Source organism: Pseudomonas sp. Yb2C2 (assembly GCF_052112325.1).
Taxonomy (GTDB): Bacteria; Pseudomonadota; Gammaproteobacteria; order Pseudomonadales; family Pseudomonadaceae; genus Aquipseudomonas; species Aquipseudomonas marginalis.
In genome coordinates this window covers 15,612-38,892 of record NZ_JAVAJK010000008.1, presented here as the reverse complement: position 1 = coordinate 38,892, position 23,281 = coordinate 15,612, and the positions used below count along the sequence as shown (strand labels likewise).

Sequence of the window (23,281 nt, the reverse complement as noted above, 5' to 3'; positions counted from 1 at the left end):
CCTGGCTGGAATATAAAAATGAAAAATAATAATAGCCTGCTACGCCACCTACCCTGGCTGGTGCTGGCAATCGTAGGAGCGTGCGCCCTGGGCGTAGTGGCCTTGCGCCGAGGCGAGGCGATCAACGCCTTGTGGATCGTGGTCGCTGCCGTGGCCATCTATCTGGTCGCTTATCGCTACTACAGCTTGTTCATCGCTAATAATGTGATGCAACTCGATCCACGGCGGGCCACCCCCGCAGTTGTCAACAATGACGGTCTGGACTATGTGCCGACCAACAAACACATCCTTTTCGGTCACCACTTTGCGGCGATTGCCGGTGCAGGCCCCCTGGTCGGCCCGGTACTGGCGGCGCAAATGGGCTACCTGCCCGGCACGCTCTGGCTGATTGCCGGCGTGGTGCTGGCCGGTGCGGTGCAGGACTTCATGGTCCTGTTCCTGTCCACGCGTCGTAATGGCCGTTCCCTGGGCGACATGGTGCGCGAAGAGATGGGGCGTATCCCGGGGACCATCGCGCTGTTCGGCTGCTTCCTGATCATGATCATCATCCTCGCGGTGCTGGCGCTGATCGTGGTCAAGGCCCTGGCCGAGAGCCCATGGGGCATCTTCACGGTGATGGCGACCATCCCGATTGCGATGTTCATGGGCATCTACATGCGCTACATCCGCCCGGGCCGCATTGGTGAAATCTCCATCATCGGCGTGCTGTTGCTGCTCGGTTCGATCTGGCTGGGCGGGCAGATCGCCGCTGATCCGGTCTGGGCCAAGGCCTTCACCTTCACCGGGATCCAGATCACCTGGATGCTGATCGGCTACGGTTTCGTAGCGGCGGTACTGCCGGTGTGGCTGATCCTCGCGCCACGTGACTACCTCTCTACCTTCTTGAAAATCGGCACCATCATCGCCCTGGCGATCGGCATCCTGGTGACCATGCCCGACCTGAAAATGCCGGCGCTGACCCAGTTCATCGACGGTACCGGCCCGGTATGGAAGGGCGGCCTGTTCCCGTTCCTGTTCATCACCATTGCCTGTGGCGCGGTCTCGGGCTTCCACGCGCTGATTTCCTCGGGCACCACGCCCAAGCTGCTGGCCAGTGAAAGCCACGCCCGTTACATCGGTTACGGCGGCATGCTGATGGAGTCCTTCGTGGCGATCATGGCGATGGTTGCCGCTTCGGTGATTGAGCCAGGCGTGTACTTCGCCATGAACAGCCCGGCGGCAATCGTCGGCACTGACGTGGTGACCGTGGCACAAACCGTCAGCAGCTGGGGTTTTGCAATTACCCCCGAGGCGCTGTCGGCCGTGGCCCATGACATCGGTGAAACCACCATCCTCGCGCGTGCCGGTGGTGCGCCGACGTTGGCGGTGGGTATCGCGCAGATCCTGCACAGTGTGCTGCCGGGTGAAAACACCATGGCGTTCTGGTACCACTTTGCGATCCTGTTCGAAGCGCTGTTTATCCTGACTGCCGTCGACGCGGGCACCCGTGCCGGTCGCTTCATGCTTCAGGACTTGCTCGGCTCCTTCGTACCGGCGCTCAAGCGCACCGAGTCCTGGACCGCCAACCTGATCGCGACCGCCGGTTGCGTCGCCATGTGGGGTTACCTGCTGTACCAGGGCGTGATCGACCCGCTGGGCGGCATCAACACCTTGTGGCCGCTGTTCGGTATCTCCAACCAGATGCTGGCCGGTATCGCGCTGATGCTCGCTACGGTTGTGCTGATCAAAATGAAGCGCCAGCGCTACATCTGGGTGACCATGCTGCCGGCGGTATGGCTGCTGATCTGCACCACCACCGCAGGCTTCATCAAGCTGTTCGACGCCAACCCGGCGATCGGCTTCCTGTCCCTGGCGAAGAAGTACAGCGATGCCCTGGCGAACGGCCAGATCCTGGCCCCGGCCAAGAGCGTGGACCAGATGCAACATGTGATCTGGAACGCCTACACCAACGCAACGTTGACGGTGCTGTTCCTGTTCGTGGTGTTCAGCATCCTGTTCTATGCGCTCAAGGTCGGCGTCGCCGCCTGGGGCAACAAAGAGCGTACGGATAAAGAAGCCCCGTTCCAGGCCGTACCTGACGCCTAACCGAGGATTGCAAGCATGTTCAATGACATCAGTCGCCTCGGTAAATACCTCGGTCAGGCCGCGCGCCTGATGGTCGGCATGCCCGACTACGACACGTACGTCGAGCATATGCAAACCAAGCACCCGGACAAGCCGATGATGGACTACAAGGCGTTCTTCCGGGAACGCCAGGAGGCCCGTTACGGCGGCAAGGGTGGGCCCAAGTGCTGTTGATTTAACGCAACTCCCTGTGGGAGGGGGCTTGCCCCCGATAGCGGTGTGTCAGTGACAGATCAGTGCCTGACACACTGCTATCGGGGGCAAGCCCCCTCCCACATTTGTTTCTGTGTTCCTTTAAGGAGAATTTCTTTTGTCCTCTCCCATTCCAGTCACCGTTCTCAGCGGCTTCCTCGGCGCGGGCAAGACCACCTTGCTGCGCCATCTGCTCAAGGCCGAGCACGGGCTGAAAATTGCCGTGATCGAAAACGAATTCAGCGACGCCGGTATCGACACCCAATTGCTGGGCGAAGAACCGGTGCAAGTCATGACCCTGTCCAACGGCTGCGTGTGCTGCACCATCCACACCGACCTGACCAAGGCCCTGTATCTGTTGCTCGAGCGCCTGGACAGCGGTGAGATCGCCTTTGACCGCCTGGTGATCGAGTGCACCGGCCTGGCCGACCCGGCGCCGGTGGCCCAGACCTTTTTCATCGATGAGGAGCTGCGCGAACGCTACATCCTCGACGGCCTCATCACCCTGGTGGACGCCGCCCACGCCGAGCATCACCTGACCCAGACCATCGCCCAGGCGCAGATCGGTTTTGCCGACCGGCTGCTGGTGAGCAAGCGAGACCTGGTGGATGACGCTACCTTCGAAGCACTCAGTGAACGCCTCACACGCATCAACCGCCGCGCGCCGATTCGCGTGGTCGAGCACGGCAAGATTGATATGGCCGAACTGCTCGATGTGCGCGGCTTCAATCTCAACGCCGGCATGAGCCTGCGCCCGGTGAGCAAGGCGCCGTCCATCGACCGTATATCCAGCCTGGTGCTGCGCACCGACCAGCCACTGGATATCGACCGTCTTAGTGAGTTCATGAACGAACTGCTGGAAGACCATGGCAAGCAGCTGCTGCGCTACAAGGGCGTGCTCAATATTGCCGGCGAAGACCGCCGCATGGTGTTCCAGGGCGTGCTCAAGCTCTATGGTTTCGACTGGGATACCGAGTGGGCCGAGGGTGAGGCGCGGGAGAGTGTGATCGTGTTTATTGCCGATGAGTTGCCGGAGGACAAGATCCGAGAAGGCTTTGAGCGGGTCTATCAGGCATAAAAAAGCCCACCTGTAGGAGCGAGCTTGCTCGCGAAGAACTCACAGGCAACGCGTGCACCCAAGATGCACGCGTTATCGTTGACGTTTTTCGCGAGCAAGCTCGCTCCTACAGTGGGCTTCTTTGTATTACGCGCCGTATACCGGCAGTTTTTTGCAGATGGCCTTGACCTTCTCACGCACCGCGTCGATCACGGCTTCGTTGTTCAGGTCCGCCAGGATGTCGCAGATCCAGCCGGCCAGTTCCTTGCACTCTGCTTCCTTGAAGCCACGAGTGGTCACAGCCGGGGTGCCGAAGCGCAGGCCGGAAGTCACGAACGGCGAACGTGGGTCGTTCGGCACGGAGTTTTTGTTCACGGTGATGAAGGCTTTGCCCAGGGCAGCGTCAGCATCTTTACCGGAAATGTCCTGCTTGATCAGGGACAGCAGGAACAGGTGGTTTTCAGTACCGCCGGACACTACGTCAAAGCCGCGCTCGATGAACACGCCGGCCATGGCCTTGGCGTTTTTCACCACTTGTTGCTGGTAGGTCTTGAACTCAGGCTGCAGGGCTTCCTTGAAGCAGATCGCCTTGGCAGCGATCACGTGCTCCAGTGGGCCGCCCTGGGCGCCCGGGAATACGGCGGAGTTCAGCTTTTTCTCGATCTCGGCGTTGGCGCGCGCCAGGATCAGGCCGCCACGTGGACCGCGCAGGGTCTTATGGGTGGTGGTGGTCACCACGTCAGCGAAAGGCACAGGGTTCGGGTAGACGCCAGCGGCGACCAGACCGGCTACGTGAGCCATGTCGACGAACAGGTAGGCGCCCACCTTGTCGGCGATGGCGCGGAAGCGTGGGAAGTCGAGGATCTGCGAGTAGGCAGAGAAACCGGCCACGATCATTTTTGGCTTGTGCTCGACCGCCAGGCGCTCGACTTCGTCGTAGTCGATCAGGCCGTTGGCATCGATACCGTACTGAACGGCGTTGTACAGCTTGCCGGAGGAGGAAACGCTGGCGCCGTGGGTCAGGTGACCACCGTGGGCCAGGCTCATGCCCAGGATGGTGTCGCCGCCTTGCAGCAGGGCCAGGTACACGGCGCTGTTGGCTTGGGAGCCGGCGTGTGGCTGGACGTTGGCGTAATCGGCGCCGAACAGTTCTTTTGCACGGTCGATGGCCAGTTGCTCAACCACGTCGACGTACTCGCAGCCACCGTAGTAGCGCTTGCCTGGGTAGCCTTCGGCGTACTTGTTGGTCAGAACCGAACCTTGAGCCTCCATCACCGCAGGGCTGGTGTAGTTTTCCGAAGCGATCAGCTCAATGTGCTCTTCCTGGCGCACGGCTTCTTGCTCCATGGCGGCGAAGAGATCGGCGTCGTACTTGGCAATAGTCAAATCACGGCTGAACATGGCGGTCCTCAAGGATCGGGGGCAGAAAAGGAGGGCATTCTAACCCAATGGGTTTTAGATGGCATATGAAAGGACATCATGTCGCGGACAAGCGGGGCTCATCTCGGGATGGGTGGTGACTGTGCCGGCCTCATCACACCGCTCAATCGAACATGAACAGCGCATCATTGCTGAACTGCGCCTCGAACCGATGTGCCGGCATCGGCCGCCCGAACAGATACCCCTGCACCTCGTCGCAACCATGCTCGCGCAGGAAGTCCAACTGCTCATGGGTTTCCACACCTTCGGCAATCACCGCCAGGTTGAGGCTGTGGGCCATGGCGATAATGGCGCGGGCGATTTGTGCATCCTGTTCGCCGGAGGGCAGGCCATCGACGAAGGTGCGGTCGATTTTCAGCACGTCGATGGGGAATTGCTTGAGGTAGTTGAGGGACGAATAACCGGTGCCGAAGTCGTCCACCGCGATGCTCAGGCCCAGGTTTTTCAGGCTGTCGAGGATGTGCATGGCTTCGTTGACTTCGCGCATCAGGATACTTTCGGTCAGCTCCAGCTCCAGGCACGCCGGCGGCAGGCCGGTGTCCTTGAGGATGGTGGCGATGCGCGTACCCAGTTGGCCGTCGGAGAACTGCCGCGCGGAGATGTTCACCGAGACTTTCGGCACCCGCACCTTGTTCTGGTGCCAGGTCTTGAGCTGGCGACAGGCTTCGCTGATCACCCAGTCGCCCACGTCCACCACCAGGCCCAGCTCTTCGAGCACCGGAATGAAGTCCCCCGGCGGCACCAGGCCACGGCGTGGGTGGCGCCAGCGCAGCAACGCCTCGGCGCCGGTCAGGCGTTTGCCGTCGCCGCTGAACTGCGGCTGGTAATAGAGCACGAATTCGTCCTGCTCCAGGGCGTGGCGCAGGTCGCTCTCCAGTTCCAGGCGTTCCAGGGCGCTGGCGTTCATATCGGCCTGGTAGAACTGGAAGTTGTTCTTGCCGCGTTCCTTGGCGTGATACATCGCGGTGTCGGCGTTTTTCATCAACTGGCTCAGCTCGTTGCCGTCCTGGGGGCTGAGTGCGATGCCGATACTGGCGGTTACAAAGAACTCGCGACCCTCCAGCACGAAGGGCTTCACCAGGCTGGCGAGGATCTGCTCGGCCACATGGATCGCGCGGTTCAGCGCCATTTCGCGGTTGACCCGCGGTTGCAGCAGCAACGTGAACTCGTCGCCGCCCATGCGTGCCACGGTGTCGTCTTCGGCCACGCAGCCGAGCAGGCGGGTCGCCATTTCCTTGAGCATGCGGTCGCCGGCCGCGTGGCCCAGGGAGTCGTTGATCGGCTTGAAACGGTCAAGGTCAAGGAACATCAGCACCACCCACGACTTCTGCCGTTCGGCTGATTGCAGCGCGGTGTGCAGGCGGTCCTGGAACAGCGTGCGGTTGGGCAGGTGGGTCAGGGCGTCGTAATAGGCCAGGCGGTGGATGCGCTGTTCGCTGGCCTTGCGTTCGCTGATATCACTGAAGAAACACACATAACTGGCCAGGTCGCCTTCGTCGTCGAACACCGCCGTAATGCCGACCCAGGCCGGGTAGTGCTCGCCGTTACGGCGCTTGAGCCACACTTCGCCTTCCCAGGTGCTGTGCTGGTGCAATTGCTTGAGCACATAGCGCAGGTGGGCTTCCTGTTGTTCGTCGACGGTGAGCATGTTCGGCAACTGGTCGAGTACATCGCTTACCGCATAACCGCTGACCCGGCTGAACGCCTCGTTGGCCTGCACGATATAACCGGCCGGGTCGGTGATCAGGATCGCCGACGTGGAGTGTTCGAATACGGTGGCGGCCATGCGCAGGTCTTTTTCCGCGCGGCGTTGCTGGCTGATATCGCGGCCCACGCCGAGGACACCTTCGAAGGCGCCGTGCTCATCCCATACCAGCACCAGGCGCAGCTCGATCGGCACCTTGCGGCCGTCGGCGCGCAGGCAGTCGAACAGGAACAACTGGGTCTGCACTTGATCGCGGAGTCTGTTCAGCGCGTCGGGATCGCCCAGCGCCCGGCTGACCTGTTCCAGCAAGCTATAGATGCCGGTCAGTTGCTGGGGGTTGGCGATGATCGACTGCCAGCCGTTCTTGAATACCCAGTCCACGTCGTAACCCAGCACGGCGTTGACCGACGGGCTGATGTAGTTGAGGGCCAGTTGGCTGTCGGTGGAGCAGATCACGTCGCTGATGCTTTCGGCCAGCATGCGGTAGCGCTTTTCGCTGTCGCGCAGGGACTCGCTGGCTTCGATCTGGTCGGTGATGTCCTTGGCCACACCGATGATGCGCGTGACTTGCGCCGACTTGTCCCGCGCCAGGGCCTGCTCGCGGATATCAAAGCGCCGCCATTGGTTGTTGCGATGGCGAAAGCGCAACTGGCAGTGCAACTGCGTCGCGTAGCCGGCCTGGCGTTGCTGCTGGCGCAAATCGTGGTAATGCTCGGCGTCTTCGGGGTGCAGCAGGATTTCCCAGAAATACTCGCCCATTTGCTGCAGTTCGGCCTTGGTATAGCCGAGGGTGTGGCCCAGATGGTGGTTGCTGAAGATCATGCGCTGGCTGATCACGTCCTGCACATACAAGTGGTCGGGCACGGTGCGCACCACGTCCGACCAGAAGCTTTCACGTTCCACCAACGACAGTTCGATCAGCTTGCGGCTGGTGATGTCGCTGATGCTGAGGATCACCGCCTTGAAGTCGTCCTGCTGTTCCGGCAGGCGCATCACCATCCAAAGGTATTGTTCGTTGCCGGCTACATCCTTGAGCTGGATTTCCAACTCAAGCTGATTCTGTTGGGTCAGGACCGCTTCGAGTATCTGATGTCCGATGGACGTGGTGTTGCGCGGGCAATCATCGATCAGCCGCTCCCACGCTTCCTCGCAGGAGCCCACTCTGAGCAGGCTCACCGCCACCTGGTTGATCTCGGTGATGCGCAGTTCGGTGAGCAACTGCCGGCATTCCTCGGGGGAGCTTTGCAGCCAGGCGTGCAGTTGCTCGCGGGTCTGCAAGTTCACCTTGCCAAAGAATGCATTCAGGCCCGACAGGTCAAGTACGCACAGGGCGACGCCGGTGCCTTCGAAAATATCCTGATACCGACGCCGGCCTTCATGCACCTGGCGCTGGCGGCGACGCATATTCAGCAACACGATCACGGGGATCAGCGAGAAGGCCAGGCCCAGCAGGCATTTACCGATAAACGCCGGCAGCAGTTGTTCCAGCACGGCTGCGCGGTCGAACATCCCGCGCAACTGCCAGTCGCTTTTGCTCAGGGGCGTGACCAGCACGCTTTTATTCAGGTCATCCGGGGTCAGGGCGTCGCCCCATTGCGCCGGCATGCCGCTGTCGCGGCTGACCACACGGTGGTTCAGGCGGTTCTCGATGGCCCACATCGGCCGTTGGCCCTGGCTGTCCTGGCGGGTCAGGTTGACCAGGTACTCGGGTGCCAGGCGCAGCGCCCAGTACATCCTTGAGCCGCCGCTGGGCTGGTGCAGCAGCAGATAGATGAGGGTGCCGTCGTTGTTATTGCTCAGGTAGTAGGGTTGGCCGTGGCTGCGCTGCACCAGCTCTTCCAGCCAGGCGCTGTCCTGGCTGTCATTGGCGCTGTCGCTGATCATCGCGCCGCTGGGCGCGAGCAGGGCGATACTGCGCAGTTCCGGCAGCGAACGCTGCAACGTGCGCGTCAAGGCCTGTTGCTGTTCGATGTCGCGCGGCGGCTCGACCATCGGTAGCAGGTTCAGGGCAATTTTTGCGCTCAGGGCCATGCTCAGGCTGATCTGTTCAGCCAGGTCGGCGCTGTAGTCGATGGTGTATTGCTGTTGGTTTTTCTGGTTTTGCTGCAACTGGTCCAGCAGTTGCCAGAACAATAACGCGAGCAGCAGGAGGACAAGCGTCGCCAATGCGCCTTTGAGGGTGCCGTGCAGGGGCGTTCCCGGCGCTACATGAGCGGCGCGCAAGGGCGTTGGCGGCGTGACTTTGGACAAGCTGTGATCCTGCGGTTTGGCTGGACTGGCGCGCGACGTGCACTATAAGCCGGACGCCCGAAGGGCGGCTAGCATGCCTTGACTTGTGGCAAAGTGCCAGCCCCGCTTGGCTGGACTGACCAAGCGCATTCAGGTAGCTTTGCCGGTTACGCGGGGGCGTTCCAGCCCCAGACATTCAGGCTTTTTCCGCTCGCTGGCATTGATGATAGTCAACGGCCCGCGCGGCGCATGGCCTGGCACGGGCTTCGCCCGCTTAATTCATCAGTCACTGACGCTAGGTTCACCATGGCTCAATACGTCTTCACCATGCATCGGCTGGGAAAAGTTGTCCCTCCGAAGCGGGAAATCCTGAAAAACATTTCGCTGTCCTTCTTCCCCGGCGCCAAGATCGGCGTGCTCGGCCTCAACGGTTCGGGTAAGTCCACGCTGCTGAAAATCATGGCCGGCGTCGACACCGAGTTCGAAGGCGAAGCCCGCCCGATGCCGGAACTGAACATCGGTTACCTGCCCCAGGAGCCGATCCTGGACCCGACCAAGACCGTGCGTGAAGTGGTCGAAGAGGCCGTCAGCGTGATCAAGGACGCCCAGGCCCGCCTGGACGAGGTCTACGCCGCCTACGCTGAACCGGACGCCGACTTCGACAAGCTGGCCGCTGAACAAGCCAAGCTCGAAGCCATCCTGCAGGCCGGCGACGGTCACAACCTGGAGCGCCAGCTGGAAGTCGCCGCCGATGCGCTGCGCCTGCCGGCCTGGGACGCCAAGGTCGAATTCCTGTCCGGTGGTGAAAAACGTCGTGTGGCCCTGTGCCGCCTGCTGCTGTCCGCTCCCGACATGCTGCTGCTCGACGAACCGACCAACCACCTGGACGCCGACTCCGTCGCCTGGCTGGAGCACTTCCTGCACGATTTCCCGGGCACCGTGGTTGCGATCACGCACGACCGCTACTTCCTCGACAACGTTGCCGGCTGGATCCTCGAGCTCGACCGTGGCGCCGGTATCCCTTACGAGGGCAACTACTCCGGTTGGCTCGAAGCCAAGTCCGACCGTCTGGCCGCCGAATCCAAGCAGCAATCGGCCCACGAAAAAGCCATGAAGGAAGAACTGGAGTGGGTGCGCAAAGGCGCCAAGGCCCGCCAGTCCAAATCCAAGGCCCGTCTGCAACGCTTCGAAGAAATGCAGTCGCAGGAATTCCAGAAGCGCAGCGAAACCAACGAGATCTACATCCCGGCCGGCCCGCGCCTGGGTGACAAGGTCATCGAGTTCAAGAACGTGTGCAAAGGCTATGGCGACCGCGTGCTGATCGACAACCTGTCGTTCTCCATGCCAAAAGGCGCGATCGTCGGCGTAATTGGTGGTAACGGTGCGGGTAAATCCACCCTGTTCCGCATGCTGATGGGCAAGGAAACGCCGGATTCGGGCAGCATCGAAATCGGCGAAACCGTGCAACTGGCCTGTGTGGACCAGAGCCGCGAAGACCTGGATGGCAGCAAGACTGTGTTCCAGCAAATTTCCGACGGTTCCGACCAGATCCGCATCGGCAACTATGAAATCCCGTCGCGCACCTACGTCGGCCGTTTCAACTTCAAGGGCGGCGACCAGCAGAAGTTCGTCAAGGACCTGTCCGGTGGTGAGCGCGGTCGCTTGCACCTGGCCCTGACCCTGAAAGAGGGCGGCAACGTCCTGCTGCTCGACGAACCGTCCAACGACCTCGACGTTGAAACCCTGCGTTCCCTGGAAGAAGCCCTGCTGGACTTCCCGGGCGCCGCCATTGTGATCTCTCACGATCGGTGGTTCCTTGACCGGGTCGCGACCCACATCCTGGCGTACGAAGACGACTCGCAAGCGGTGTTCTTCGAAGGCAACTACACCGAGTACGAAGCGGACCGTAAAAAGCGCCTGGGCGAAGCGGCTGCCCAGCCGCACCGTGTACGGCACAAAAAACTGGCCTGATCCGGCTGGTGTGAAAAAAGCGGAGCCCTCGGGCTCCGTTTTTTTTGGGGCTGGGGTTTTGCAGTGTTTTTGACGGCCCTATCGGGAGCAAGCCCCCTCCCACATTTTTGAATGTGTTCACAACTCAAATGTGGGAGGGGGCTTGCTCCCGATAGCTGTTTCCTTGTTGGTGCATGCCGTGGGTGGGTAATCACTTTTTAAGTGCGATAAATCCCTATTTCCTGGGTTTATTTATATCTAATGCACCATTTAAATTCACAAAAGCGACATTTTGCCCTGTTGCGGTGCGGCATGAATTGATAAAGTCCGGCTCAATCTCATTTAAAAACAATCAATTTGCCGAGACTTCTCATGATCGAATCCGTCGAATCCTTCCTTGCCCGCCTGAAAAAACGCGACCCTGACCAGCCGGAATTCCATCAGGCCGTAGAAGAAGTCCTACGCAGCCTGTGGCCGTTTCTTGAAGCCAATCCCCATTACCTGGCCTCGGGCATCCTGGAGCGCATCTGCGAGCCGGAGCGTGCGATTACCTTTCGGGTGTCGTGGGTGGATGATCACGGCAAGGTCCAGGTCAACCGCGGCTTTCGTATCCAGATGAACAGCGCCATCGGCCCCTACAAGGGCGGCCTGCGTTTCCACCCGTCGGTAAACCTGGGGGTGCTGAAATTCCTCGCCTTCGAGCAGACCTTCAAGAATTCCCTGACTTCGCTGCCCATGGGCGGCGGCAAGGGCGGCTCGGATTTTGATCCCAAAGGCAAGAGCGATGCCGAAGTCATGCGCTTCTGCCAGGCGTTCATGAGCGAGCTGTACCGCCATATCGGCGCAGACGTGGACGTGCCGGCCGGCGACATCGGCGTGGGCGCCCGTGAGATTGGCTTCCTGTTCGGCCAGTACAAGCGCCTGAGCAACCAATTCACCTCGGTGCTGACCGGCAAGGGCATGACCTACGGCGGCAGCCTGATCCGCCCGGAAGCCACCGGGTTCGGGTGTGTGTACTTCGCCGAAGAAATGCTCAAGCGCGACGGCCTGCGAGTGGAAGGCAAGCGTGTCGCGGTCTCCGGCTCCGGCAACGTCGCCCAATACGCGGCGCGCAAGGTCATGGACCTGGGCGGCAAGGTGATTTCCCTGTCTGACTCCGAAGGCACGCTCTACGCCGAAAGCGGCTTGACCGAGGAACAATGGTCGGCGCTGCTGGAGCTGAAAAACGTGCAGCGCGGGCGCATCAGCGAACTGGCCGGCCGTTACGGCCTGGAGTTCCGCGCCGGCAAAACCCCTTGGGAGCTGGCCTGCGACATTGCCCTGCCATGCGCTACCCAGAACGAACTCGACGCCGAAGCGGCCCGCACGCTGCTGCGCAACGGCTGCATCTGCGTGGCCGAAGGCGCCAACATGCCGACCACCCTTGAGGCTGTGGATATCTTTATCGAGGCGGGCATCCTGTTTGCGCCGGGCAAGGCATCGAATGCCGGCGGCGTCGCCGTCAGCGGCCTGGAGATGTCGCAGAACGCCATGCGCCTGTTGTGGACCGCCGGTGAAGTGGACAGCAAGCTGCACAACATCATGCAGTCGATCCACCATGCCTGTGTGCACTACGGTGAAGAGAACGGTCGGATCAACTACGTGAAGGGCGCGAACATTGCGGGCTTCGTCAAGGTTGCCGACGCGATGCTGGCCCAAGGCATCGTCTAGGCCTCGGCCTCGATGCGCAGCACTTCGATCAACTGGTCGCCGACGGGGCGCTTCCACAGTACCTCGTCCCCCACCTGGGCGCCCAGCAAGGCACGGCCCAGGGGCGAGCCCCAGTTGATCAGGCCGGCGCCGGCATCGGCCTGGTCTTCCCCGACCAATTGAATGCGCTGCTGCTCGTCATGCTCATTGGCGAACGTCACCCAGTTGCCGATCTGCACCTTGTCGGTAGACGTAGCGGGCGCCACCACCTGGGCGCTTTGCACGCGCTGGTTGAAGTAGCGCAAATCTCGCTCAAGGTCGGCCTGGCGCTGCTTATCGGCCTGTTCGCCCTTGGCGGACTCGGCGCTGTGCGCGGCTTGTAGCTGCGTAACCTTGGCCTGCAATTGCGCCAACCCTTGCGCGGTCAGGCGATTGGGCTGCTCACTGACCTGGCGCTCCACCGGCTGATCGGCCTGGGCGGCGGCGTTGTCCTCATTTACAAAAGCTCGGCTCATGACGTTCTCCCTCTATGGAGCTTGGGCCATGTTCGCCGCGCTTTAGTTTCGATGAATGTCTGAAAGCGACCTATTGCGAGCGATAGGCCCGCGCAGCATCCCGGTTCTTCTCCTGTTGCCAGGCGCGTTCACGGTCATCCCAGTGATTGTCCTTGTAGTCGCGCAGCTCCTCGTTCTCGCGCATGGCCTTGCACTGGCGAAAACCATCCTCCCAGCCTTCGGCGTAGACCCGGTCTTTCAGGTAACGCGGCACGTTTTTGCGAAACACCCCGGTGATCACCCCCGCCGCCTGGCGGCCGCTGCTGCACCCATCGTCAAAACCATCGGCAAAGGCGGGCGGATAGCCCCGAGCCAGCAATTCCTGATGGGTTGACTGGCAACCCGATAGCCACACCACCGCACACAGCATTACTGCATACCGCCACATTGCTTGCTCCCTGGCCGTTTCACGGCTGATAGGGGAAGTCTAGATAGGGATTTGTCGGGGAGGCGTGAAAGGGGTGTGAGAAAGGTGTGGAGCACGATGAGATCGAGCGGTGGGCACTGAAACTGTGGCGAGGGCGCTGGCTTCCGTAGGACCGCAAAGCTGCCCCAATGCTGACGGTGGATATTTTTTCGGTAGGAACGCTTCGCTTGGTTCGGTGGCTGCTGCGCAGCCCAGCGGAAGCAAGCTCTTATCAAACTTAAAATAACTCACTGATTTTAAAGAGTTAAAATTTCACACTAAAGTCTTGAGTCTTGCATAAATAATTTCAGGCACGCGCATTCTTGTGGTGAGCGGGCTTGTCCCGCGTTGGGCTGCGCAGCAGCCCCAAAACCAGGCGCAGAGGAGTGTCTGATACACCACATTTGTCTTCATCAGAGGCGCTTCGCACCCCAACGCGGGACAAGCCCGCTCGCCACAGATTTCACTCGTATTGAATAAGTGTTGCTCGATCTAATCTGGCCTTCAGGCGTAATAGCCCACGGTCCTTTTCAACTGATCGGCGTACTCATAAATCTCATCAATGGATGAGATAGCATGCCGAGTCTCATTTTTCTCCTCGTCGAATATTCCGAGGTATTTCTGACTTCTGTTGAAGTGAAGGCGACAAATCGGTTTACGATTGTTGTCGTCCAGCAGGATGCCAAAATAACTTTGGGTGTCTCGTTGAACAATTCTTTTGGCATCGACAACGGAGCGGACGACAGCCCGAACGATGTGATAGCCCTCAAGCTCTTCAAGCGTTGTCAGGATTTTATCTTCTGACTCGTCTCGATCCTGAATGTCGACATTTGTGCTGTTCGCCATGGTCAGTGACGCTACCGTCGGCTGAATGGCGCCGCTCATAGCTGACTTGAGCCGGTCATTGATTTGGTCATTCAGAAACTGAGCTAACGCTTTTCGTGTCAGTTCGAAAAATTGCTCACGGACTTTCTGCGTGATTGCTCCCTCGTAAACGCGGGATGCGAAAAATTTCACGAAGTCGTCTTCAGGTTTACTGACTTGGGCGCCAATAAGCTTCTTTAGCTGGCTGACGTATTTCAACTCCCCCGCAGCATTGATGATTGAGTCGACATCAAAGGCCGACTTTGTAAGCTTTATCAGCTCCGGTACGGAGTACTCATCAATGTCCAGCAAATCTAATTCTAAAAATGGTTTTTCGTCCATTTTATTAGGTGCATCCAGGTCGGTGAAAAACCTGTAGACCTGGCCGTTCGTGAGAATTGAGATTCTTGCGCTTGTGACGTGAAAGTATCGAAACAGCTGTGATGCGTGATTAATGCTCAATGACTCGCCGATTTTTTTGCATTCGATGAGTATTTGAACCTCTCCGTTTTTCATAATCGCGTAGTCGATTTTTTCGCCTTTTTTTGTCCCTATGTCGCAGACAAACTCAGGCGTTACCTCCTGTGGATCAAACACGTCGTAACCCAAAACCGTGTTGATAAAAGGCATTACGAAAGCGTTTTTTGTTGCTTCTTCTGTTTGGATGGCGGGGCCTTGCAACCGAACTTTTGCTGCCAGATTGGTGAGCTTTTCAAAAAATTCCATATAAGCCTCTTACCCTATTCGAATCCGTGTATAGATGTGATGGCAAATTGACTGCCATTCGATACTAGACACAAATCCTCACAAAGAAAATGGAGTGAGAGACAGTTTGTTTCGACTGAAAAAAGCTAAAAAATTGTCGGAAATTTCCTGCCTATTTATCAATAGGTTGGAAGCCGAATAGTAATTTGTACTTGCAGGCAAAAGTTTGAAAATTCTGAGCAGGTCAGTTTTATGAATTAGGTTTGTGGCTTTCCTGCTTTCGTCAGGACTGAATGTTCCGCCAATTCCTGCTGGATAAACGCCGCGATCATTGCGCGATAGACCTGCTCGGTCACCTCGGGGTTGGCACCCACGGTCTGCGCCAGATCCCGCACCTTGGCGATCACCTGCTCGACCCGCTGCGGGGCCTTGACGCCATCGGTATCTTTTTTGAAGCGTGCCGCCTGGGAGACGTAGCGGCCGCGTTCGGCCAGCAGGGTGACGATTTGCTGGTCGAGGCGGTCGATGTTGTTTCGAACTTCTTCAAGGGTGGTGCAGGTAACGGCCATGTCGAGTGAACTCCTGATTGTGCGGGCAATGCTGACAAAAGGTGTTAGTCAGTAGTGATACCACTTCACCTCAAGCATCACTTCATTCACCGGCGTCGACAAGTGGCTGTACTCGCGCTGTGCACTCAGGCGCAGGCCGAGGTTGCGGGACAGTTCCCACTGCTGGTTCAGGCTGAGGCTGCGACGTACCTCGCCATTGGTGAAGAAGTCTCCTTTAGCCTCCAGGCTCAAGTTGCCCAGGGGGTTTTTCCACAGCACGCCGGTATTGAACCCGGCAGCGGGGGAGATGGCTTCGTTGAAGTCGTTGTTGTGTTCCACACGCACGGTGCCGAGGGCGAAGCCGAGCATGTCGTCGCGCAGTTGCCAGGTGCCGCCGGCGCCGCCGTTGACGTGGGCGACCAGGGTGTCGTCGTCGTGTTTACCGGGCACCCGCTCCAGGCCACCGGTGACTTGCCAGGACCACGGCTGCAGCAAGGCGTTGCGCGGGGTCAGGGAGCGGATGGTGGCCAGGTCCAGTTGCTGCAGTTGCCAGTGGTTGCCTTCGTACTGGCGCAGTTTCATCTGCAGGATTTCGATCTGGGCGCCGAGGGGGAAGCCTTCGGCGTTGTCGTTGAGGTCGTGGTAGGCCATGCGCAGGCCGTATTCGCCGAAGGCCTTGTCGCCACGGGTGCCGATGCCGGCTTGCCAGGTGCGGGACTCATGGCCGTTTTCGGGCAGGCCGGGGGGCGTGATCGTCAGGTCGGGCGCGGGGTTCTGGTTGATCGCGCGCAGCAGTTCGAAGCTGCGTTGGGAGCGCGCGGTGTCGCGCTCGAGGCCATTGGCACGGTAGCGGCCCAGGCGGTAGGCGGCGTCGATGATCAGGGCCTGGCGCTCGCGAGGCAACGCTTTAAAGGCCGGTTCCTGCAGTTGTTGCTGGTCGTCGCTGACCTTCAGTACCCATTGTTGCTCGTCGCTGTTCAGCGGCTTGGCACGCTCCAGCAACTCGCGCTCGCGGGAGGGGCGGTAGTCGATCTTTTCCACCAGTCCCGCATCCTTCACGGCCTTGACCGTGTCGGTGGGGATCGCGGTAAGCGGGAATTGCTCGGTCAGGCGCAGGCCGGGGCGCGCCACTTGCAGCAGTTCCAGCAGGCGATAGGAGCAGTTTTCATCGAAGAAAAAGTAGTCGAACTGGATCTGCTTGAGCTCCCACACGTGCTCGACCATGCGCTCGGTCTCGACCTGGGTGAGGTTGAGGCGGTATTCCCACAGGTCGCGGTTTTCGAGGCTGCGGTATTCGGAGAGTTTTTCCTGGTAGGGCACCAGGGCGAACAGGCCGGGGTAGCCGCCCATCAGGCCTTTCCATGCGTAGAGGATGCTGTTGTCCGAGCCTTCGATGTAGGCGCCGAAGTTGATCGCGTAGCTGAGCAGCGCAGTCTTGTTGCTCTGCACGTCGGCCTGGTCGATACGCAACAGGGTATGGCCGAACATCGACGACGGACTGTTGAGGTAGGCCGCCGGGAAGATCATCACCGCGCTATGGGGCGCGACGTCCTTGAACCATTGCTTGAATTCCTTGCAGTCCACGGCGGGCAGGTCAGTGAGGTGCAACTGATCCTTGAGCCAGCGGGTACGTGCGGGGTAAACGCATTGAGCGTGTTTTTCACCCAGGCTGGCCGGAGCGTAAAGCGCTTCAACGGTGGCCTTGAGTTCTGCATCCGGGTGGTGGGCGCCATCGGCGGCGAGGAAGAATTTCTTTTCACTGACATAGCTGCGCCAGCCACTGACTTTGCCGGCTTCGTAATGGCCCAGAGAAAGCCAGAACGGATCATTGGCCAATTGCTGCAAACGTTGATCATCAAGATGCGGTGCCGCGTACAGCGGGGCGCAGGCAAAGAGTGCCATCCAGGCAAAGCGTTTGAGCATAGGGGCAACTTAAGTCGGAAATTAGAGAGACCCAAGGAGAGGCGGGTCCAAAAATAAAACCCGCGCCTGGGTAGGCGCGGGCAGGACGAGCTTAAGCCTGGGTAGCGTATTTCGCCAGACGGGCATCGCCTTTCAGTACAGCCAGGGTGTTGTTGTGCACGTCTTCAGCGGTCACATCGGCCTTGCTGAAGATTTGCTGGAAGTGTTCGTGAGCCACGGCAGCGAAGTGCTCGCGATCTTCCGGAGCAACGCCCAGTACCACGGCGTAGGTGGTCAGTGCTTCGCCATTACCCTTGGCCATGTCTTCGGACAGCTCGTTCATCATGCCATTCATGGCAATCCAGGACTTGCCGCCGTAGGTCAGCGCGCTGTTGGTGCTGCAACCGTTGGTGCCCGAGGTCATGCCGAAGGTGGCGTTACCCGAAGTACCGTTGGTGGTGGAAGCCAGGAAGTGAGCTGGAGTACCGCGCTGGCCTTCGAACAACATGTTGCCCCAACCGCAGTTCGGGCCACCTGGTGCTTCAGCCATTGCATTGAGGGAGACGACGGTGAAGAGAGTACCGAGAAGGATCCGTTTCATAGCTTTGTTCTCTTTGTGTGCAAACCAATGGACAAGGGTTCAGGCACTTCATAGCGCCCTCGGGATCGGTTATTAGTCCAACCCGCGCAGTTTGGAGTTTAGGCACGTTCCAAGGGTTCCGTGTGTTTTTATAAAACAATCAGCAATGTCGCGATTTTTTTTGCAGGGCGCCTCCCGTGTCCAGGGTTTCCCAACGGCGCGCCTTGCCAGAGCGCGCAACAGGGAGCCAGAATGCCGTCATCTGCCCCGCCTGATGTAAGGAAGCCCGATGCCTGATCCTGTTGCTGCCAGCTTGCGTCTAGCGCCCGAAGCGCTGACTCGCCCTTTCTCCGCTGAACAGTTCAGCTTCTCGACCACCAATGATTTGGAGCCCTTTCGCGGTGTGCTTGGCCAGGAACGTGCGGTTGAAGCGTTGCAGTTCGGCGTGGCCATGCCGCGCCCCGGCTACAACGTATTTGTCATGGGCGAGCCGGGTACCGGCCGCTTTTCGTTCGTCAAACGCTACCTGAAAGCCGAGGGCAAGCGCCTGCAGACCCCGGCGGACTGGGTCTATGTGAATAATTTTGACGAGCCTCGCGAACCCCGCGCCCTGGAATTGCCAGGCGGCGGTGCGGCGGCGTTCATTGCCGATATCAATGGCCTGGTCGACAACCTCGTCGCGACCTTCCCGGCGGTGTTCGAACACCCGACTTATCAACAGCGCAAGAGTGCCATCGACCGCGCTTTCAACCAGCGCTATGACAAGGCCCTGGACGTGATCGAGCGCCTGGCCCTGGAAAAGGACGTGGCGCTGTACCGCGACAGTTCCAACATCGCCTTCACCCCGATGCTCGACGGCAAGGCCCTGGATGAGGCCGAGTTCTCCCAGCTGCCGGAAGTGGATCGCGAGCGTTTCCACACGGATATTTCCGAGCTGGAAGAACGCCTCAACGAGGAGTTGGCCAGCCTGCCCCAGTGGAAGCGCGAGTCCAATAACCAACTGCGCCAGTTCAACGAAGAAACCATCACCCTGGCCTTGCAGCCTTTGCTCGCACCGCTGTCGGAAAAGTACGCGGAGAACGCCGGTGTCTGCGGTTACCTGCAGGCCATGCAGGTGTACCTGCTGAAAACCGTGGTCGAGCAACTGGTGGACGACGCCAAGACCGACGCCCAGGCCCGCAAGCTGCTCGAAGAGCAATACTGCCCGAGCCTGGTGGTGGGCCATCCGGTCAACGGTGGCGCGCCGGTGGTGTTTGAACCGCACCCGACCTACGACAACCTGTTCGGCCGTATCGAATACAGCACCGACCAGGGCGCGCTGTACACCACCTATCGCCAGTTGCGCCCGGGCGCTTTGCACCGTGCCAACGGCGGGTTCCTGATTCTTGAAGCCGAGAAGATGCTCAGCGAGCCGTTTGTGTGGGACGCCCTCAAGCGTTCCTTGCAGTCGCGCAAGCTGAAGATGGAATCGCCCCTGGGCGAACTGGGCCGCCTGGCCACCGTGACCCTTAACCCGCAGATGATCCCATTGCAGGTCAAGGTCATCATCATCGGTTCGCGCCAGTTGTATTACGCGCTGCAGGACGCCGATCCGGACTTCCAGGAGATGTTCCGGGTGCTGGTGGATTTCGACGAAGATATTCCGATGGTGGACGAGAGCCTGGAGCAGTTCGCCCAGTTGCTCAAGACCCGCACTTCGGAAGAAGGCATGGCGCCGCTGACTTCGGACGCGGTGGCGCGGCTGGCCACCTACAGCGCACGGCTGGCGGAGCACCAGGGCCGTTTGTCGGCGCGTATTGGGGATTTGTTCCAGCTGGTCAGCGAAGCGGACTTTATCCGGCACCTGGCGGGCGATGAGATGACCGATGCCGGCCATATCGAGCGTGCGCTGAAGGCCAAGGCCACGCGCACCGGGCGTGTGTCGGCGCGGATTCTCGACGATATGCTCGCCGGGGTGATCCTGATCGACACCGCCGGCGCGGCGGTCGGCAAGTGCAACGGGCTGACGGTGCTGGAGGTCGGCGACTCGGCGTTCGGTGTGCCGGCGCGGATTTCCGCCACGGTGTACCCGGGCGGCAGCGGAATCGTCGACATCGAGCGTGAAGTTAACCTCGGGCAGCCGATTCACTCCAAAGGCGTGATGATTCTCACCGGTTACCTGGGCAGCCGCTATGCCCAGGAATTTCCGCTGGCGATCTCGGCGAGTATCGCGCTGGAACAGTCCTACGGTTACGTGGACGGTGACAGCGCGTCCCTGGGCGAGGCCTGCACGTTGATCTCGGCCTTGTCGAAGACGCCGCTCAAGCAGTGCTTCGCGATCACCGGTTCGATCAACCAGTTTGGTGAAGTGCAGGCCGTGGGCGGGGTCAACGAGAAGATCGAAGGCTTCTTCCGCCTGTGCGAAGCCCGCGGTCTGACCGGCGAGCAAGGGGCGATCATTCCCCAGGCCAACGTGGCCACGTTGATGCTGGATGAGAAGGTGTTGCAGGCCGTGCGCGCCGGGCAATTCCACATCTATGCGGTGCGGCAGGCCGACGAGGCATTGAGCCTTCTGGTGGGCGAGGATGCCGGTGAGCCGGACGCCGAGGGGCAGTTCCCGGAAGGCACGGTCAATGCCCGCGTGGTCGAGCGCTTGCGCGCGATTGCCGAGATGATCAGCGAGGAAGACCTGAAGGAAGCGGAGAAGGAGCTGGCGCAGCAGGCGCTGGCCGAAGCCAAGCCCACCTGAGTTCTGAGGCCAGGCCGGATCAAACATGTGGGAGGGGGCTTGCTCCCGATTGCGATAGGTCAGTCATGTAGATGTCGACTGGCACACTGCATCGGGAGCAAGCCCCCTCCCACATTTGGACCTGGTTGCGTCACTAAATTGACGTCCTTCCGAGGGGCCAACGCCCGTTGGTCCCTACAGCCTTGGTTTGTCGTGTTTTTATTCTATTCTGAGCGTAGGGATATCCACAGGAGTCGCTGGATAGAAACAGCCTCGCCATAGGTTGAGGCTGAACACCGATCTACCGAGGGTCGCCGCCATGCCGCGCAACCTTTGCCTTACCCGCCAGTGCTTCGGCCTGGTTACCCGAATCGAATGTTCCGTTCGCCCGCTCGCGGGGGATAACGGGATGTGGGCCTTGTTGTTTGCCGCCGGAATGACGGGTGAGCAGCCTTCCACAATCAAGTCCCAGGGCCCGTTTCATGGGCCCTTCGTGGCAGAAAGCATGCTGCAATCGATCGTCGACAGCCTGACCCTGCACGGCTATGAGCTGGCGGGTGACCCGCAGATCTGGTGCCTGCACATGCAGGCCCATCTGCGGCAGCTCAATGGCAGCCATGAGCAACTGGCGCTGTAGGCGCGGTTATTTGCTCTCGGGTTTGTCCAGCTTGACCTCAAAGCCGTATTGCACGGTACTCAGTTCGGTGCGCTGGTAGCTTTCCAGTGCCGTCGGCTGGCCGTAGAAGTAATGCACGTCAAACAAGGCCGTGCCGTATTCCTCGGCGCGATGGCTGACGCCGAGGATTTCCTTGAGGTAGTTGCCGCTGGCGTCCTTGGCATAGAAGCGCCAGCTGTCGGCCGGGAACTCCTTTTGGTCGACGATCAGTGCGTTGTCTTTGAGCGACAACCCCTTGGGCAGCTTGGCCGCATCGATGTCGCCTTTCTCGATAGTCGCCAGGAACAGCGGGATCGAACCCACCACAAACGCCGGGTTTTCCGGGAACAGGTTGAGGTCGTAGGTGAGGGTGCCGCGGGCCGGGTTCAATTCATACGCCTCGGTCGGCAATTCGATGGGCTCGCCGCGTTCACCTTTCTCATCGGCAGTGAAGAACGTCACCGGTGATTCGCTGCTGTTGCGCTCGCTGCCCACCAAGTCGTCATTGAAGGTGAATGGGTGGTCGAACACGATATGGGCGGCGCTGGCGTCTTCGACGGACTGGCTGATGGTGACGCTGTTCTTCAGTTGTTCCTCGGTCAACGAGGCGTCCTTGAGCCAGCTGGCGGCGCCGTCGTCGTACACGGTGACCGGCATGGGCAAGGCTTGTACGGTTTTTTCCAGGCTGTTCTTGTCGAAGCGCAGGACCGGCAGGTCGAGGTCCTTGCGGGTGACCGTGGCCGTGGAGAAATCCAGCACATTGATCTGCAGGGTGTCGATCAGGCCATTGAAATAGACCTTGGCGTAATGGCTGCTCTGCTTGTGTTCGAAGGCTTTCTGCTCATCGACCAGTTGCTTTTCAAACCCATCGGACCAGGCCTTCTGTTTTTGCATCTCGGCCAACTGCTTCTGGTAGAACTCGACTTGCGCGCTGCTTTCGTTGATCGAACCCGAGCGTGTGAGGAATTGCCCGGTGCTGTCCCGCGCCTGTACCAGCAAGGGGTTAGGCGATTCGTCACCCACTTCGGGGGCCAGTGGTTGGCTGTTGGTCAGTTCGATTTCGGCGTAGTTCTTCTCCAGGAGCAGCAGGTTGACGGTGATATTGCCTTCGGTGCGTTTGTGGCCCACGTCCTTTTTCGACAAGTCGAGGGTCAGCACTTTGCCCGGTGCGATCACTTCCACTGCGCCTTTGAGGCGAACGGGTTGCGGCTGGCTTTTGTTTTCCGTCTCGATGCCATCGATAAACGGGTAGGTGACCGTCAGGTCATCCGGGTTGGTCAGGTTGGAGCTGCTGGGGCTCAACTGGATACCGGGATCGGTTTCGGACCATTCCGGCTGGAACGGCACGACCTTGTTGTTGCTCAAGGTGACGGACTGCCATTCCAGGCCGTGGGGGAAGGGGAACTGGTCCGGCACATTGAAGTTGAATGGGAAGACCGGCTGCAGATCGGTCAGGTAGTCGGAATGTGAGGCTTTGCGTAGTACGAACAAGCCATTGATGTAGGTGTCCACCAGCCCTTGCGGCGTGGGGTAGTGCTTGAGCAGCGCGAGGGTGTCCTCGCCGTATTCGGCCTCGATGGGCTTGGTGGCGAGCTTGACCCGCGCCCGTTCCAGCAGCAGCAGCGAGCCGCCGAGGTCGGCAATGGCGTCGCGCAGTTTCGGATCCTGGATGCTGTCGAGGGACTGCTCGAACTTCGCGGTTTTCTCTTCGAGGGTGGCCTGTTTCTGCTCATCGCTTGGGGAACAGCCGCCGGCCAGCAACAAGGCGGCGCACAGGCCAACGCTGGCCAAAGGGGATCGCACATCCATCATCTGAGTTTTTTCCTGTCCGACGTCATCGAGCCGAGTTATTGGGCTCGACACTAGCAGAAAAATTCTCTTACAGATGCCGCCCAGGTCAGTTTTCTCGTGGTTACAGGTGTCTTATAGCGGCTGGTATACTCGCCGCCATTTCTAGCCATGCTGTGTGAGATC

16 protein-coding genes are annotated in these 23,281 nt (G+C 59.8%); 7 read left to right on the top strand and 9 right to left on the bottom strand.

Annotated elements, in window-relative coordinates; all coding sequences use genetic code 11:
- The first annotated feature begins 18 nt into the window (after positions 1 to 18).
- The 3 genes from Q8X51_RS12925 (at position 19) to yjiA (ending at position 3,394) form a co-directional block, all read left to right on the top strand.
- A complete protein-coding gene (locus tag Q8X51_RS12925; RefSeq protein WP_053137912.1) occupies positions 19 to 2,085 on the top strand; it encodes a carbon starvation CstA family protein in 2,067 nt (688 codons plus the stop codon).
- Between the two features lie 15 nt (positions 2,086 to 2,100).
- Positions 2,101 to 2,298, top strand: coding sequence for a YbdD/YjiX family protein (locus Q8X51_RS12920; protein WP_003176208.1), 198 nt, complete (start codon positions 2,101 to 2,103; stop codon positions 2,296 to 2,298).
- Between the two features lie 136 nt (positions 2,299 to 2,434).
- Positions 2,435 to 3,394: a GTPase gene (gene yjiA / locus Q8X51_RS12915; RefSeq protein ID WP_407693812.1), complete on the top strand. Its 960-nt coding sequence runs from the start codon at positions 2,435 to 2,437 to the stop codon at positions 3,392 to 3,394.
- A gap of 126 nt (positions 3,395 to 3,520) precedes the next feature.
- Here the strand turns inward: yjiA and glyA are convergent, their stop codons facing one another.
- Both glyA and Q8X51_RS12905 read right to left on the bottom strand, forming a co-directional pair.
- Positions 3,521 to 4,774, bottom strand: a complete 1,254-nt coding sequence (gene glyA / locus Q8X51_RS12910; RefSeq protein ID WP_017528864.1) for a serine hydroxymethyltransferase — start codon at positions 4,772 to 4,774, stop codon at positions 3,521 to 3,523.
- Between the two features lie 142 nt (positions 4,775 to 4,916).
- Entirely contained in the window at positions 4,917 to 8,768 is a 3,852-nt protein-coding gene (locus Q8X51_RS12905) for a bifunctional diguanylate cyclase/phosphodiesterase (RefSeq protein WP_065925349.1), read from the bottom strand.
- A 285-nt stretch (positions 8,769 to 9,053) separates the two neighbouring features.
- Here Q8X51_RS12905 and ettA point away from each other — a divergent pair, with 285 nt between their 5' ends.
- Together ettA and gdhA are read left to right on the top strand one after the other, a co-directional pair.
- The gene (ettA, locus tag Q8X51_RS12900; RefSeq protein WP_065925348.1) at positions 9,054 to 10,718 is read left to right on the top strand and encodes an energy-dependent translational throttle protein EttA; all 1,665 of its coding nucleotides are present in this window, start codon (positions 9,054 to 9,056) and stop codon (positions 10,716 to 10,718) included.
- A 351-nt stretch (positions 10,719 to 11,069) separates the two neighbouring features.
- The gene (gene gdhA / locus Q8X51_RS12895) at positions 11,070 to 12,407 is read left to right on the top strand and encodes an NADP-specific glutamate dehydrogenase (protein WP_065938305.1); all 1,338 of its coding nucleotides are present in this window, start codon (positions 11,070 to 11,072) and stop codon (positions 12,405 to 12,407) included.
- On the opposite strand, the gene Q8X51_RS12890 is transcribed toward gdhA, so the two are convergent.
- The 6 genes from Q8X51_RS12890 to Q8X51_RS12865 all read right to left on the bottom strand — a co-directional run bounded on the left by Q8X51_RS12890 (position 12,404) and on the right by Q8X51_RS12865 (position 17,966).
- Positions 12,404 to 12,901, bottom strand: a complete 498-nt coding sequence (locus tag Q8X51_RS12890) for a GreA/GreB family elongation factor (protein WP_065925346.1) — start codon at positions 12,899 to 12,901, stop codon at positions 12,404 to 12,406. The genes gdhA and Q8X51_RS12890 overlap by 4 nt on opposite strands.
- Positions 12,902 to 12,971: 70 nt before the next feature.
- The gene (locus Q8X51_RS12885) at positions 12,972 to 13,328 is read right to left on the bottom strand and encodes a hypothetical protein (protein WP_065938304.1); all 357 of its coding nucleotides are present in this window, start codon (positions 13,326 to 13,328) and stop codon (positions 12,972 to 12,974) included.
- A 522-nt stretch (positions 13,329 to 13,850) separates the two neighbouring features.
- A complete protein-coding gene (locus tag Q8X51_RS12880) occupies positions 13,851 to 14,936 on the bottom strand; it encodes a type I restriction endonuclease (RefSeq protein ID WP_027605324.1) in 1,086 nt (361 codons plus the stop codon).
- A gap of 236 nt (positions 14,937 to 15,172) precedes the next feature.
- Positions 15,173 to 15,484 carry a chorismate mutase gene (locus Q8X51_RS12875; RefSeq protein ID WP_065925344.1) on the bottom strand — a complete coding sequence of 104 codons (312 nt, stop codon included), beginning with the start codon at positions 15,482 to 15,484 and terminating at the stop codon, positions 15,173 to 15,175.
- Between the two features lie 48 nt (positions 15,485 to 15,532).
- Positions 15,533 to 17,386 carry an Lnb N-terminal periplasmic domain-containing protein gene (locus Q8X51_RS12870; protein ID WP_407693811.1) on the bottom strand — a complete coding sequence of 618 codons (1,854 nt, stop codon included), beginning with the start codon at positions 17,384 to 17,386 and terminating at the stop codon, positions 15,533 to 15,535.
- A gap of 91 nt (positions 17,387 to 17,477) precedes the next feature.
- Positions 17,478 to 17,966: a DUF3015 domain-containing protein gene (locus Q8X51_RS12865; protein ID WP_027605327.1), complete on the bottom strand. Its 489-nt coding sequence runs from the start codon at positions 17,964 to 17,966 to the stop codon at positions 17,478 to 17,480.
- 268 nt (positions 17,967 to 18,234) lie between these two features.
- Between Q8X51_RS12865 and Q8X51_RS12860 the strand changes: the two genes are divergently transcribed.
- Both Q8X51_RS12860 and Q8X51_RS12855 read left to right on the top strand, forming a co-directional pair.
- Positions 18,235 to 20,673, top strand: coding sequence for a Lon protease family protein (locus Q8X51_RS12860; protein WP_065925342.1), 2,439 nt, complete (start codon positions 18,235 to 18,237; stop codon positions 20,671 to 20,673).
- Positions 20,674 to 20,971: 298 nt separating this feature from the next.
- A complete protein-coding gene (locus Q8X51_RS12855) occupies positions 20,972 to 21,289 on the top strand; it encodes a PA4575 family protein (protein ID WP_407693810.1) in 318 nt (105 codons plus the stop codon).
- Between the two features lie 6 nt (positions 21,290 to 21,295).
- On the opposite strand, the gene Q8X51_RS12850 is transcribed toward Q8X51_RS12855, so the two are convergent.
- Entirely contained in the window at positions 21,296 to 23,119 is a 1,824-nt protein-coding gene (locus Q8X51_RS12850; RefSeq protein ID WP_407693809.1) for a hypothetical protein, read from the bottom strand.
- Between the last annotated feature and the right edge of the window lie 162 nt (positions 23,120 to 23,281).